The 13,201-nt window shown below is 59.6% G+C and carries 11 protein-coding genes; 4 read left to right on the forward strand and 7 right to left on the reverse strand.

The annotated features are described in order from the left end of the window. Positions 1–82: 82 nt before the first annotated feature. The gene (locus EKD05_RS07215; protein WP_129671766.1) at positions 83–1,324 is read left to right on the forward strand and encodes an aminotransferase class I/II-fold pyridoxal phosphate-dependent enzyme; all 1,242 of its coding nucleotides are present in this window, start codon (positions 83–85) and stop codon (positions 1,322–1,324) included. Between the two features lie 196 nt (positions 1,325–1,520). On the opposite strand, the gene EKD05_RS07220 is transcribed toward EKD05_RS07215, so the two are convergent. The 5 genes from EKD05_RS07220 to EKD05_RS07240 form a co-directional block, all read right to left on the reverse strand. Next, positions 1,521–2,555: a hypothetical protein gene (locus EKD05_RS07220; protein ID WP_129671767.1), complete on the reverse strand. Its 1,035-nt coding sequence runs from the start codon at positions 2,553–2,555 to the stop codon at positions 1,521–1,523. Between the two features lie 3 nt (positions 2,556–2,558). After that, on the reverse strand, positions 2,559–3,824 hold the full coding sequence (locus tag EKD05_RS07225) for a glycosyl hydrolase family 18 protein (RefSeq protein WP_240695675.1): 1,266 nt from the start codon (positions 3,822–3,824) through the stop codon (positions 2,559–2,561). Between the two features lie 252 nt (positions 3,825–4,076). Next, on the reverse strand, positions 4,077–4,478 hold the full coding sequence (locus tag EKD05_RS07230; RefSeq protein WP_129671768.1) for a hypothetical protein: 402 nt from the start codon (positions 4,476–4,478) through the stop codon (positions 4,077–4,079). 30 nt (positions 4,479–4,508) lie between these two features. After that, positions 4,509–5,936, reverse strand: coding sequence for a VWA domain-containing protein (locus EKD05_RS07235; RefSeq protein ID WP_129671769.1), 1,428 nt, complete (start codon positions 5,934–5,936; stop codon positions 4,509–4,511). Between the two features lies 1 nt (position 5,937). Then, positions 5,938–6,915, reverse strand: a complete 978-nt coding sequence (locus EKD05_RS07240; RefSeq protein ID WP_165360626.1) for a MoxR family ATPase — start codon at positions 6,913–6,915, stop codon at positions 5,938–5,940. A gap of 227 nt (positions 6,916–7,142) precedes the next feature. On the opposite strand from EKD05_RS07240, the gene EKD05_RS07245 reads away from it, so the two are divergent. The 3 genes from EKD05_RS07245 (at position 7,143) to pgk (ending at position 9,456) form a co-directional block, all read left to right on the forward strand. Then, on the forward strand, positions 7,143–7,811 hold the full coding sequence (locus tag EKD05_RS07245; protein WP_240695676.1) for an HAD hydrolase-like protein: 669 nt from the start codon (positions 7,143–7,145) through the stop codon (positions 7,809–7,811). A gap of 74 nt (positions 7,812–7,885) precedes the next feature. Further along, entirely contained in the window at positions 7,886–8,029 is a 144-nt protein-coding gene (locus EKD05_RS25675; RefSeq protein ID WP_165360627.1) for a hypothetical protein, read from the forward strand. A 224-nt stretch (positions 8,030–8,253) separates the two neighbouring features. Then, positions 8,254–9,456: a phosphoglycerate kinase gene (gene pgk / locus EKD05_RS07250; RefSeq protein ID WP_129671771.1), complete on the forward strand. Its 1,203-nt coding sequence runs from the start codon at positions 8,254–8,256 to the stop codon at positions 9,454–9,456. Between the two features lie 135 nt (positions 9,457–9,591). Here pgk and EKD05_RS07255 read toward each other — a convergent pair whose 3' ends face one another. Further along, complete coding sequence (locus EKD05_RS07255; RefSeq protein WP_129671772.1) at positions 9,592–10,587, reverse strand: MDR family oxidoreductase; 996 nt, start codon at positions 10,585–10,587, stop codon at positions 9,592–9,594. Between the two features lie 171 nt (positions 10,588–10,758). After that, positions 10,759–13,155 (reverse strand): YbaY family lipoprotein, encoded by a 2,397-nt coding sequence (locus tag EKD05_RS07260; RefSeq protein ID WP_129671773.1) that lies wholly within the window; start codon positions 13,153–13,155, stop codon positions 10,759–10,761. Between the last annotated feature and the right edge of the window lie 46 nt (positions 13,156–13,201).

Consider the following 13,201-nt stretch of genomic DNA (forward strand, 5'->3'; position numbering starts at 1 on the left):
CCACAGGGTAGCGGTTTGACCAACCGCTACCCTATGGTACCATACAGCACGATTCATCACCTTCAAGAGCAGGAGCGAGCTTATGAGCAGTCGTCACCCCGCCGAGCGTGTGCGTGGCTTTGGAACCACGATTTTTGCCGAAATCAGTGCGCTGGCCGTTCAGTGTGGCGCGGTCAATCTGGGGCAGGGGTTCCCGGATTTTGCGGGGCCAGCCTGGGTAAAAGCGGCGGCGATGGCGGCAGTCGAGGCCGATTTGAACCAGTATGCCCCCTATCAGGGCTTGCCCCGGCTGCGCGGGGCGGTGGCGGCAACCTGGCAGGCCCAGGGGCGCCAGGCGTTTGATCCCGCGCGCGAAATCACCGTGACCAGTGGCGCGACAGAGGCGCTCTTTGGCGCAATACAAGCGCTTGTCAATCCTGGTGACGAGGTCATTATCTTTGAGCCGTTCTATGATGCGTATGTGCCGGCGGTGACAATGGCGGGCGGCGTGCCCCGTTATGTGCGGCTGCATCCCCCGGCGGAAGGGCAAGCTTCGCCACTTACCGGGGTGCCTGCACATGCGTGGTGGTTTGATCCTGACGAGTTGCGGGCGGCTTTTTCCCCACACACACGGATCTTGATGCTCAATACGCCCCATAATCCAACCGGCAAAGTCTTTCGTATGGCTGAACTCGAGCTCATTGCGTCGCTCTGCATTGAGTATGATGTAACCGTGATTGCCGATGAGGTCTATGATCAGTTGGTTTTTGGCGATGCTGAGCATCAAGGGATTGCGAGCCTACCGGGGATGTGGGAGCGAACCCTGACGATCAATAGCATTGGCAAGACCTTCAGTGTGACCGGGTGGAAGATCGGGTATGCGGTTGGGCCAGCGGCGCTCAACGATGCGTTGCGGGCCGCGCATCAGTGGATTACGTTTGCGACCGCCACGCCTTTGCAAGATGCAGCGGCGGCGGCGCTTGAAGCGGCCCTCACGAATGACTATTACGAGGAACTGCGGGCCGAGTACCTTGAGCGTTACACACTCTTGCGAACGCTCTTGCACGAGGCTGGTCTGCCGACGTTGCCGACCGAAGGCAGTTATTTTGTAATGGCAGATCTGAGTGGCACTGGCTTTGCCGATGATGGTGCCTTTTGTCGCTGGTTGACCCGCGAGATCGGGGTTGCGGCGATCCCGCCTTCGGCTTTTTATGCGCCGAGGGGAGCGGATGCGCGCAGTCAACCGTTGCCTCTGCTCGCTCGTTTCTGCTTTGCCAAAAAGCTGGAAACGCTGCGTGCCGCCGGCGAGCGTCTCGCGGCGGTGCGGTTTCCCGTCGGGGGGTAGGGCAGGGCGATTGCATCTTCCGTGTATGCACCCCGCGAGGGCACCCGCAAGGGGTGCCCGTACACCGAGCCCGGCCCCCGGCCTGGAGGGGCACCCCTTGCGGGTGCCCTGATAGCGCGTCTTGTTGTGTCCGGTTTCGTATGATGCAATTGCCCTAGGGGGTAGGGGCACGGTGGGGCACGGCACCGCCGTGCCCCTACCGTGGGGTTTGGGCGGTTGTGCTGCTGAGATCGGCGAGTTGGCGTGCTTCGGCGGCAAGGGTGGCCTGCGCCCGTTCAAGGTAAGCGCGGGCTTCTTGGAAGCGCTGCGCGGCGCGGTTCGCATTGGCGACATCGTAGCCACTATAAAATTCGAGCACGGCATCGAGGCCTTCGAGTTGCAGATTAAGCCCGGTCAAATAATCATCGTGCGCAGGCTGCAAGGTGCCCGGGGGGCGCAATTGGCTCATAGCCTCACGTGAAGAAGCTACAGTAGCACGCAGACGTTGGGTCGCCGCAACAGCCCCAACCGAACCGCCCGCAAGCATGGTCGTCGCCTCGCGGTAGCTCGCGGTGGCGACCCGCAGATCGGCACGCAGGCTCTCGAGTGCCCCCAGATAGCCGACAGTCAGGCCTTCAACAACGGCCAGTGGCTCGGCCTCGAGCACTGGTTCAATGGTTGGCACGGGTGGCGGCACAAGCAGTGCCACGCTTGCCAAATCTTCAGTAGGCGCAACAATCACTGCCGCACTCCGCTCGATAGCTACCACAAAACTTTGGTAGAGACCAATGGCAACAACGAGCAGAAGAATCGGGAAGATCCAGAAGAGGAGGCGGCTCCGGCTCCACTCACGGTTCGAGCGGCGCCAATTGATCCACCAGGCATCACGGTCAACCGGGCGCTCTTTGGTCTCCACGGGAAGTGAAGGGAGCGTCATGGCAGGCGCTTTCGCGGCCTGCCCATTGAGGAGGCCCCGTGTTTCGAGCAAGCGCAGACCGCGCTGAGCGTGAGTATTGTGCGGATTCAGCGTAAGCACCGAGCGCAGACAAAAAGCGCGCTCGTGGGGATCATCAAGCACACCACTCAACCAGAGCCAGGCCGACTCGTTGCGAGGATCGAGGCGCAGTGCGCGGGTCAAGAAGCCAGCGGCAACGCGCCGATTATCGGCACGAGCCGCCGCCACACCGCGCTCATAGAGGAGGTGCGCTTCAGTAACATCAACCTTGACTTCAGGTTCCACACTGGGTGCCATAGCTTAATGATCGGGGATCAGCGGGGTCAACGCCCGCTGAACGTGCGCCGTATCTTTGACCATACTCTCGCGCACAATGCGCCAGTATTCAGGTTTTTCATAACCGAGTTGCCAGATCGCGATGCCACCCAGATCCATCGCCTGGATCGTTTGGATCTTGGAACCAAGCCCGGTCTCGGTCATAAACCAGACCTGGCGCGTACCTTCGGGGCTGCGATACGAAAAATAGCTCTCTTCAACTGGCCCGGAGCTATTGCGTTCCATAAAATTGACGGTTGAGCCCTGGGAATTGATAATCTCTTCGATCACCCGCCAGGTACGTGCGGTCGCCCGCCCAGATGGGGGCCAATCATAGCCATAGAAATGGATCCCGATCAAGACCTTGGCCGGATCAACGACACTCTGCGCATACTCAGCCACAGGATTGATCCAGTAAGCCGGCGCAACCGGCCCGGGGCCACTGCCGCGCCAATGGTAATCGTAGGTCATGATGCGCAACTGGTCAATATAGGGGCCAATGGCAGCCCAATCCTGAAAGCCACCAAGGCCACCGAAATCACTCGACTTGGCATGGACAGCCACGGTCAAGAGCTTGTCGTGCTGGCGTAAGGCCGTACTCAACTCGACGATAAACGCCGTATAATCAGCGCGCAGCGAAGGATCGAGACTTTCGTAGTCAATATCAATGCCATCATAGCCACGGGCCAGCACTTCATCAACAATATGCTGGACATGACGGGCGCGGATGGCCGGATTGCGCAGAACCCCGTCGACCACACCAGGCGTTGCCGTCACATTATGGATCGACGGAATGATGCGGATATTGTGCTCGTGAGCAATGCGCACCAACTCATCATTGCGTGTCCCAAAGAGGCGGCCACTGGCATCAGTGGAGTACCAGAACGGGCTAATATCGTCAATAATATCGGCATTCGCAAAGAAGGAGTCACGTGCGCCACCTTCAAAGAGAGGCGGCAACCAGGCCACAATATAGCGTCCACTCTTCGGATGATAATTGACCGGGCCAGGATCAGGCACTTCGACCGTGGGCATCGGGGTTGGCGGCACCGGGGTTGGCAAGACGATCAGCGGCACCGCCGTCGGCGCCGGGGTCGAAGTTGCCAGCGCCGCCTCGGCCGCCGCCGCCTGCACCTCGGGCAAGGCACGCGCCAACATCAGGGTTTGCCAGATCAAAACACCTGCCAGGCCAAGGGCGGTCAGATAGAGAAGGCCCAGGAGCAACGAAACAAACGACACACGACGACGCATAAGCTTCTTTCCCTTCGCCTGCATTATACGAGTCGCGTCTTGCAGGTGTCAAGGGTTTGTTGCCCCGCTCGGGTGCGCCGTGCGACGCACCCGAGCGGGGCGCGGCCCCATGCGCAAGAGTGTAAGCCTCCGGCTGGGGTTTGGGGGCCTGCGGCCCCCAGGAATCTCGCTTGTACTGGCGAAAACGGCCAGCGAAGCTAGCCGTTTTCGCCAGTACAAGGGTGGGTTTTTAGAGCGCCAGCACGCGAAAGGCTAGCGCAGCGCAACCCCTCGCCCGCAGAGGGGGCAGAGCTCAGTGTCGTCGCGTCGCACGGGCGTAACCCAGAGTTTGCACGCCGCACAACGGCAACTCAAGAGGGCGAGTCCGGTCAGCAAGGGTGGAAGTTCAGGCTCGCCCAGGGCGCGTCGCAACGTCGCATGCTCAGAAGCGCCCCGTACAACCGCGGCTTCGACCCGCGCACCGGCAAAGGTCAGGTCGAGCAACATCCCCGCCGCCACCAGGTGCCGATCCGTGAGGTTGACCAGGGCCGCCTCGTCAATCGTCAAGGTCTGCTCGGCAGCCTCAGCATCGTGCCAGACTTTGCCGCTCAACGCGACCGTATCACCACCAAAAAAACCACCAAAGTTATGCACCTCAGTCACCAAAAAAAACATGCGTGAGATCCTAATCACAAAAATGGTAAGCTACGCCCGGACAAAGAGGCGGTCAATCGCATCAGCAAGTTGGCGCAGGTTGGTCACCTCGTGCATCGCATCGCACATCGGGGCATACTTATAGATGTCGCTGCTCAATGAGCCCGGATCATAGACGCCCCACTTCCGCTGTTCTTCGGTCGCAAACCAGACCACCCGTCGGGCACGGCGGCAGATCTGGGCAAACGCGGCAAGCCCGGGATCATTTTCATTATTGCGCCCATCACCGAGCAGAATCACGGTCGTGCGTTGATCAACACAACTCAGGTGATCGCGGACAAACTCACCGAGCGCAAAGCCAAGATCGGTGCTGTAGCTCCGGGTCGGGCGGATCTCGTCCATTACCTGGGCCAGCGCGGTTTCGGGGCGTGCCTCGTTAAAGTAACGGCTCATATCGTGCAGGCGATCAATGAAGGCGAAGGAGCGGGTGCGACTCAGTTGATCGTGAAGTGAGTAGACCATCAGCAGCATAAAAGTCATCACGCGCTCGGTCGAGACACTGCGATCACACAGCACAACCAGTTTTGGTTTGAGATGGCGTTTGCGGTGCCGGACAACCATCGGCACCCCACCAAAACGCTGATTGGCACGGATCGTCGTCTTGGCATCAAGCGTGCCCGTCTTGCCCCGACGCTGACGCAAAGCAAGGCGGGTACGCAAACGCGCTGCGAGGCGATTGACAATCTTGCGCATATCTTCTGCATCGCGTTCATTCAACTGATCAAAGGGCCGGTCGAGCAACTCGCTTTCGGAGCGTTGACGCGGAATCGCCTGCCCTTCGCCACGCGCCTGCTCGGCCATCTGCTGGGCAACCTGCTGGCCGATCTGCTCCGCGAGCGCCGCCTGGTTCTCACGAGCAGCCTGCTCGATCGCCTGCAGCGCCTCTTCGGACATGCCCTGGGCACGCAGGGCGTCGAGTAACTCGCGGAGCGCCTTGTTCAACTGGTTGAAATTCAACTCACGCAACGCCTGCCGCGTCATCCAATCGCGATACCGTGGATTTGAGACATGCGGCGGCGCAATGCCATCCATCAACTGACCCATCTCTTGGGCCGAAAGGGGCTGACCCGTCATCATCGAGCGAAAGAGTTGTGCCAGTTGTTCCGGACTCATCTGCGCCAGCATCTGGGCGAGTTGCTCCATCAACTGTTCGCGCTCTTGCTCAGAAAGCTGACCGCCACCGGGTTGCTGCATCGGCGGGGGCGCTTCTTTGCCAAAATAGAGGGGAAAGAGCTCGCGGAAGGTCGTAAAATCTTTCGCATCCTTGATCAGGCTCGTCTGCATAACCAGTTCAAAGAGGCGCCGATCGGTAATCCCTGCCTGCTCAATCGCCCGCATCGCATCAGCCGTTTCAGCAAGGCTGACCCGAATACCGGCGGCTCGCAAGGCGGCAATAAATTCAGTGATACGTCGATCCATCTTAGTTATTCCATTCACCACCAGGATAACGGTTGCGCGGGCGATCCGGGCGGTCACCACGCTCGGGGCGGTCACCACGCTCACCGCCTTGCAGCGCACGTTTGGCCCGCTGAATATCGCTCTCATACTTCAGCAGCACACTCAGCGTCGTATCAAGCGTACTCTTGTCGATTTGACGACTGTTGAGCTCAAGCAGCGCCCGCGCCCAGTCAATCGTCTCACTGACACTCGGGTGTTTTTTCAGATCCATTTTGCGAAGTTTTTGCACATATTCAATCGCCTGGCGGGCGAGTTTAGGCGAAAGGCCGGGCACCTTCAACTGGATCACGCGCAATTCGGCTTCGAGGTCAGGATAATCAATATGAATATAGAGGCAGCGCCGCTTGAGCGCCTCGCTCAACTCGCGGGTATTATTTGAGGTGAGCAGAACAGTCGGCTGATGCTTCGCCTTGAGCGTGCCCAGTTCCGGCACACTTACCTGGAAATCGCTCAGCACCTCCAGCAGAAAAGCCTCAAACTCCGCATCAGCGCGGTCGATCTCATCAATGAGCAGCACCACTGGCTCATCGCTGGTAATAGCGCGGAGCAGCGGACGCGGCAGCAGAAAGCGCTCGGAGAAGAAGACATCCTCTTCGTTCGCCAGACGATCGGCGGCCTCGCGCAGGGTTCGCGAATCACCGAGCAGATCGCTCAGCTTCTCACGTAGCAACTGCGTATAGAGCAACTGCTTGGCATACTCCCACTCATAGAGCGCCTTGGTCTCATCGAGACCCTCGTAGCACTGCAAACGGATCAACTCGCGGCCATTCGCGAGCGCCCAACTCTTGGCAAGTTCGGTCTTGCCGACCCCGGCGGGGCCTTCGGCGAGCAACGGCTTGCCGAGTTTATCAGCCAGAAACATCGCCGTACAAATCTCGTCGGAAGCAATATACTGCTGGGTCGCGAGGATCTCACGCACATCGGTAATCGAATTGAGCATGCGCAACGCCGCCTTTCTGTTGAGGATCACCACTCGCAGGGCAACCCTGGCGAGCATGGAAGAGCTAGGAATCGAGGGGGAACACTTTCAGTATACCACGATGCATATCGGAACGACAGGATTGTCACCTGGAAAAACGGGTGGTATAGTGAGCATGATGACCAGTCCAGACGATAGGTGAGCTGGATCGCGATCAGTCCTCGCTCCATTTCCAGGAAGTAATCGTTATGAACCAGCCACGGCCCACAGCGCTACTCTTTGACCTCGACGGCACCCTGACCGACCCCTACGAGGGCATTACCCGTACCTTTCGCCATACGCTCAACACCCTGGGCAAGCCTCTTCCCAACGAAGAGACGCTGCGCAGTTGGATCGGGCCACCCCTGCGAGCGAGTTTACGGGCGTACCTTGGCGATGACACGCTCGCGGAAGAGGCCATCACCATCTACCGCCAGCGCTATCTATCCATTGGCATGTACGAGAACCAGCTCTACGCAGGCATCCCCGAGTTGCTCGCCGAATTGCAAGCAAGCGGCATCCGGCTCTATGTTGCAACCTCGAAATTCATTGTGCCGGCGCAGGGCATTCTCGATCATTTTGGCCTAACGCGCTTCTTTGCTGGCATCATCGGCTCGACCCCCGACGATCGCATTGGCACCAAAGCCGAAGTCATTGGCGCGGTGCTCGAGCTGCTCAGCCCAACCGAACGCAGCGCGAGCCTCATGATTGGCGACACGGTCTATGACATCGAAGGCGCACGCACGCACAACCTGCGATGTATTGCCGTCACCTACGGCTACGGCACCCTAGCCGAACTCACCGAAGCCAACCCTCACGCACTGGCCCACAGCGTCGCCGATCTTCGCGAGATGCTGTGCAACAAAAAAGACCGCTAGCTAGCGGCCCTCCGTGGGGGAGGGAAACGCTTTCATCAGGCTTAACTATGATGGGTGTGATGATGTGATGGGCTATGATTGCTGCGATAGGCACCCTGCGCATCGCCCGCATCCGTCCTCACCGGCGGCGGAATGAAGAGGAAAATTTTCATCGGGCCTACCGTAGTGCCGACTTCAGTCGGCAAAGCCGGAAGCCGACTGAAGTCGGCACTACCTGATGTACTGCGCACAGGCCATAACGCCTCGACTATGGAACGCGAAGTCGGTCTGGGCCGGCGGGATCAGGCTACGAAGGTGACCTTTGCTCCTCAGGAGCCGAGCCGTTCACGTTGGTGGAAGAAGATGCAATCACTCTGTGCGCATAGGGCGTGCGCCCGCGAAAGCCATCGCAAATATGCTACAATATCGCAGGTTGGCAGACACCGCAGAAGGAGCTTGGCTGATGAATAAAAAGACAATCCGCGATATCGAGTGGAGTGGCAAGCGTGCGCTGGTGCGCGTCGACTTTAATGTGCCACAGGATAGTGAAGGCAATGTCACTGATGATACCCGCATCCGCGCCGCGTTGCCGACAATTCGTTACTTGTTAGAGCACGGGGCCAATGGGGTGGTGTTGATGTCACACCTGGGGCGACCTAAAGGCAAGGTCAATGCAAAGTATAGCATGCGCCCAGTCGTGGAGCGCCTCTTTGAGTTGTTGCCCGAGGCCCACGAGGTGCGCAAAACCGAAGTTACGACGGGCGAGGCCGCCGAGGCTGCCGCTGCGGCGCTACAGCCTGGGACGGTCTTGATGCTGGAGAATACGCGGTTTGACCCACGTGAAGAGGCGAATGACGCCGGGATGGCCGCCGAACTCGCCCGCCTGGGTGATGTGTTTGTCAACGACGCCTTTGGGGCCGCCCATCGTGCGAACGCTTCAACCGAAGGGGTGGCGCACCACCTGCCCGCTGTCGCCGGCTTCCTGATGGAGAAGGAACTGGAGTATATCGGCGGGGCGCTGGAACAACCAAAACGCCCCTTTGTAACGATCATTGGCGGGGCCAAGATCAGCGATAAGATCGGTGTCATTGACAACCTTCTTGGCAAAGTTGATGCCCTGCTGATCGGTGGGGGCATGGCCAATACGTTCCTGCTGGCCGAAGGCAAAGAGATGGGCGATTCGCTCATCGAGCCTGAGAGCGTTGAAACTGCGCGTGCCTTGATCGCCAAAGCTCGGGCGGCCAATGTGCGTCTGTTGCTGCCCGTTGATGCCGTGATTGCCGATGCGTTCAGCGCCGAGGCCAACACACAAATAGTCAGCGTTGATGCCATCCCCGCAGGCTGGCGCATGCTCGATATTGGCCCCGAGACAACCAAGCAGTATCGCAGTGAAGTCGCCGCCGCGCAACTGGTCATCTGGAACGGCCCCATGGGGGTCTTCGAGCTTGACCCGTTTGCGGGTGGAACGCGGGCGATTGCCAGTACAATGGCCGAAGCCGCCGCTGGTGGTGCCATCACGATTGTTGGTGGCGGCGACTCGGTCGCTGCGGTCGAGCAGGCCGGCCTCGCCGCCCAGATGTCGCACGTCTCGACCGGAGGCGGTGCTTCGCTCGAATTGCTCGAAGGCAAGAGCTTGCCTGGGATCGCGGCGCTACAGGATCGGTGAGATGCAGATTAGCCGACCACGAATAGGGCACGAATATACGAATACGTGCAGCACCAGCAAAGGATAGTCGTGAAGAAGCCGCAAAGCCAGCTTTTGCTGGCTTTGCGGCTTCTTCACGGATGTACCAGCAATGGGTTACGCCTGCACATCAACCACAATGCGCCCACGCACCTGGGCCTGGGTGATCGTTTCGCTATACTCTGGCACGGCTGCAAGCGGAATCACGCTGGTCATGCGATCAAGCACGTCGGTCGGCAAATCACGGGCGAGGCGTTCCCATGCGGCGAGGCGTTCGGGCAAGGGCACCATGACCGACTCGACCCCGACGAGCTTGACGCTCCGCAGAATAAAGGGGAAGACCGAGGAGGTGAATTCAACGCCGCCCGCGTTGCCACAGGCCGCAACGACACCATGCGAGGCAACGGTGCGGAAGATGCCGCCGAGGGTTGGGCCACCAACGGTATCCACTGCGCCAGCCCAGCGCTCGCTTTCGAGCGGGCGGCCAGGCTTGGTAAAGAACGAACGGTCAAGAATGTCAGCGGCCCCCAGGTCACGGAGGTAATCCGCCTCTTCGGGGCGCCCGGTCGAAGCCACCACCTTGTAGCCAGCACGGGCCAGCAGCGCAACGGCCACGCTACCCACGCCGCCAGCGGCCCCGGTGACCACCACCTCGCGGCCATCGTTGGTCAAACCGTGGCGTTCCAGCGCCAGCACACAGAGCATCGCCGTGAAACCGGCCGTGCCGATTGCCATTGCCTGTTGCAGCGTCAGCCCTTTGGGCAAGGGCACCAGCCAGCCGGCCTTGACCCGGTTGAACTGACTGAAGCCACCCCAGTGGCGTTCGCCAACGCCCCACCCCGTCAGCACCACCTCGTCACCAGGCTTATACGCGGATGACTGCGACTCGACCACGGTACCGGCAAAATCAATCCCCGGGGCCATCGGATTGACCCGCAAAATCTTGCCCTTGCCAGTCACCGCCAGCCCATCTTTGTAATTCAAGGTGGAATAGGCAACTTTCACCAGGACTTCACCCGGAGGCAGATCGGCCACCCGCACGTCACGCAACTCAACGCGGCGCGTGCCAGCGTCTTCCTCGACGACCAGGGCACGAAAAGATTCATTGCTCATCGTTCTACCTTCTTTGGCTTGCGCTTGCTACTTCTTCACCACTCTGATGTTCACGATTATAAAGGAGGGGCGGGGCTTTGCCAAATATAGCCTGCGGCACCCAAGCATTGTGTCGTAGCAGGTCAAAAACGCCAGCAAAGCTGGCGTTTTTGACCTGCTACGACACGGGATTTAGGGCTGAACGGCGTTCAGTTGGAGTTCGACGACATCGGCGTTGAGATCAATCGGTTCCAGGTCGTCATTTGACGCAATGAGCAGAAAGCCATCCTGGAAGGCCTGGACGCTGAGTGCATATATTGCATCGGGCTTCACGTCGGCACTGTTATAGGCCAGTTCAAGCTCGAAGGTCTCGGTCGTCGCTTCCGTGGTTACTGTGGTCGCTGTGGCAAGCGGAGCTCCCGTTTCGCGTTCAACCAGCACCACCGAGAGATCAAGCCCTGGCGCGAAGGGCTGCCCTGACGGGGCACGGATGATGACCCGCAGGGTTGCGTCGGGTGTTGGCGTTGGTTCTTCAACAATAACGACCTGTTCCACGATCAACTCCAGGGGATCCTGGATCGCGCCACTACTGATCGCGAGCACAGGTTGAGGAGTGTTGTATTGGGTACCATCGGGCGTAAAGATCCCGGCTTCAAGTTGATAGTCGCCTCGTTCATCAAGCGTTGCACGGTTGTAAGGAACCGCCACCTCAAGCGGTAAGCTCTGGTCACTGAGATCATAGGTCTGAACGACGACGAGATCAGGTTGCCCTTCGGCAATACCAGCCAGGCGCAAGCGCACAAAGAGCTGACTTTCAGACGGGAATGGGTCTGTGTTCGCGCCAGTGAGTTGAACCTCCAGCGTGCCAAAGGGTTCCGGCAAAGCGACGAGTTCAATTGCTTCGGTAGCAGCAATGAGTTCGAGATCAGCCAGGAAGAGCGCGCCGCCCGCGCTTTCGGGATAGAGTTCGATCGCCGCGAGTTGAGCCCGATCAATGCCAGCGAATTGATCCAGCGGCAGGCGGAAGCTGCCAGGATAGACTGGATCCGTCCAGCGACTGGCGATCAGCGAGCCCGACGGAAAGGGCACCGTCACGGTCTGTTCCGCGGTGGCCCCGGCTTGATCCTGGAGCACAATCCGCACGCGCTGCGCTTCACCAGGCGCAAGTTGCGGATCAGTGGGGTCAAGGGCCAGACGTAGTTGCAAGGCGGTTGCGTCCCGGGTATCCCCTGCGGTGGGGGGAAGGTCAACCCGTACGCGGGCCTCAGCGGTCGTCCAGGTGAAATGGATCTGCGCCGTGCCGCCCGGGGTAATCACCAGCGGACGACACGGGATACCGACGCCAAAACCCTGATAAGGACAAAAATCGAGCGTGCCAGCTTGCACCGTCACCGCGCCACCCAGTGGCCCAACGTCAAGTTCCGTGCTACGCAACGCCGACAACACCGGACGGCGCTGCACCGCCGGGTAGACAACGAAGCTCTGCGTTGGCACACCGGCCAGCGTTGCAGGCACTGGTTGCGCGGGATCAACGACTTCCAGCGCAAAGAGCGTGTCGGTACGCCAGGCCTCAAGCAAGTCAGGGGCAAACGCCTCAAGAAAGCCCCGCTGATCGGCGCGCGGCATGCGTGGAGTCTCAGGGTCACAAAAACCAAATGCCGAACGCGAATCATCGACGGTCAGGACATCATTGAAGAAATTGTGATTGGCCCCGGGCAAGAGGACGCTCATGGCAGGGTGCTGGCGCTGCGGATCAATGCGTGCGCCTTCCACATAGTGCTGACCATCCAGGCTCGCAACATCGCCATCGCACGAGGGCAAAACCACGACCAGAGGAAGATCTAGCGCCGGTGCGGTCGTAAAAGGAACCGGCGCAAAGAGTGGCGTCTCAAGCGTTGGCGCTAACAACAACAGACCGCGTACCTGGAGCGCAGGGTCATTCGACCAGGCCTGGCCCACCCCATAGGCAGCCATGCCCCCTCGTGAATGACCAATCAGATACCGCTGGGTCAGATCGGCCTCAACCCCATTCGCCAGCGCAAATGCCTGAGGCCCGCTTCCCAACGCTTCCAACTGGCGTTCCAAAATCAACTGCACCCGTGGCGTCTCGAGGACATTGCCTTCATCATCGAATGCGCTGCGGAAAGCCATATTGAGATCAGGTGCAAGCGCGATAAAACCGCGCTCGGCCAGCGCCTCAAGCAGATACGCAAACCCGGGATCATTGCGTTGCTGCACCGCCTGTGGACAGCTAAACGGCTCTTCCTCTTGATCGGGCGGCGTCGGACAGACCGCGTGACTCCCGTGCAACACCAGCGCCAGCGGGTAGCTTCCAGGGCTCGTGGGCGCAGCCACGGTACCACGGAGTTCGAGCAATTCAGTTGCACCGAAACCAATTTCGACCTGCACATCGGTTGCGCCAAGCTCATAGGGATGGGCCGTCACTGGCACCGCCGCCGGAGGCTCGGTCGGCGAAGGTAACGTAGCGGTCGGCAGCGGTGCAGGCGCAGCGGCGCACGCGCCAAGCAAGGCAAACAGAGCCATCATCAGGCCCATCCGAGCTACCCAGGATAAAGAGGCAGCCATCATGTGTTATCCTTAACTGATTCAATCAAATAGCAGCATAACCATCATC

The sequence above is a fragment of the Candidatus Chloroploca sp. Khr17 genome, from assembly GCF_004138165.1.
In the GTDB taxonomy this organism is placed as follows: Bacteria; Chloroflexota; Chloroflexia; order Chloroflexales; family Chloroflexaceae; genus Chloroploca.

Bases quoted from the DNA above. Each gene is read 5' to 3' on its own strand.
- EKD05_RS07230 (WP_129671768.1), bottom strand. From the start codon at position 4,478: ATGTTTTTTTTGGTGACTGAGGTGCATAACTTTGGTGGTTTTTTTGGT.
- EKD05_RS07215 (WP_129671766.1), top strand. From the start codon at position 83: ATGAGCAGTCGTCACCCCGCCGAGCGTGTGCGTGGCTTTGGAACCACG.
- EKD05_RS07235 (WP_129671769.1), bottom strand. From the start codon at position 5,936: ATGGATCGACGTATCACTGAATTTATTGCCGCCTTGCGAGCCGCCGGT.
- pgk (WP_129671771.1), top strand. From the start codon at position 8,254: ATGAATAAAAAGACAATCCGCGATATCGAGTGGAGTGGCAAGCGTGCG.
- EKD05_RS07255 (WP_129671772.1), bottom strand. From the start codon at position 10,587: ATGAGCAATGAATCTTTTCGTGCCCTGGTCGTCGAGGAAGACGCTGGC.
- EKD05_RS07220 (WP_129671767.1), bottom strand. From the start codon at position 2,555: ATGGCACCCAGTGTGGAACCTGAAGTCAAGGTTGATGTTACTGAAGCG.
- EKD05_RS07240 (WP_165360626.1), bottom strand. From the start codon at position 6,915: ATGCTCAATTCGATTACCGATGTGCGTGAGATCCTCGCGACCCAGCAG.
- EKD05_RS25675 (WP_165360627.1), top strand. From the start codon at position 7,886: ATGATTGCTGCGATAGGCACCCTGCGCATCGCCCGCATCCGTCCTCAC.
- EKD05_RS07225 (WP_240695675.1), bottom strand. From the start codon at position 3,824: ATGCGTCGTCGTGTGTCGTTTGTTTCGTTGCTCCTGGGCCTTCTCTAT.
- EKD05_RS07260 (WP_129671773.1), bottom strand. From the start codon at position 13,155: ATGATGGCTGCCTCTTTATCCTGGGTAGCTCGGATGGGCCTGATGATG.
- EKD05_RS07245 (WP_240695676.1), top strand. From the start codon at position 7,143: ATGAACCAGCCACGGCCCACAGCGCTACTCTTTGACCTCGACGGCACC.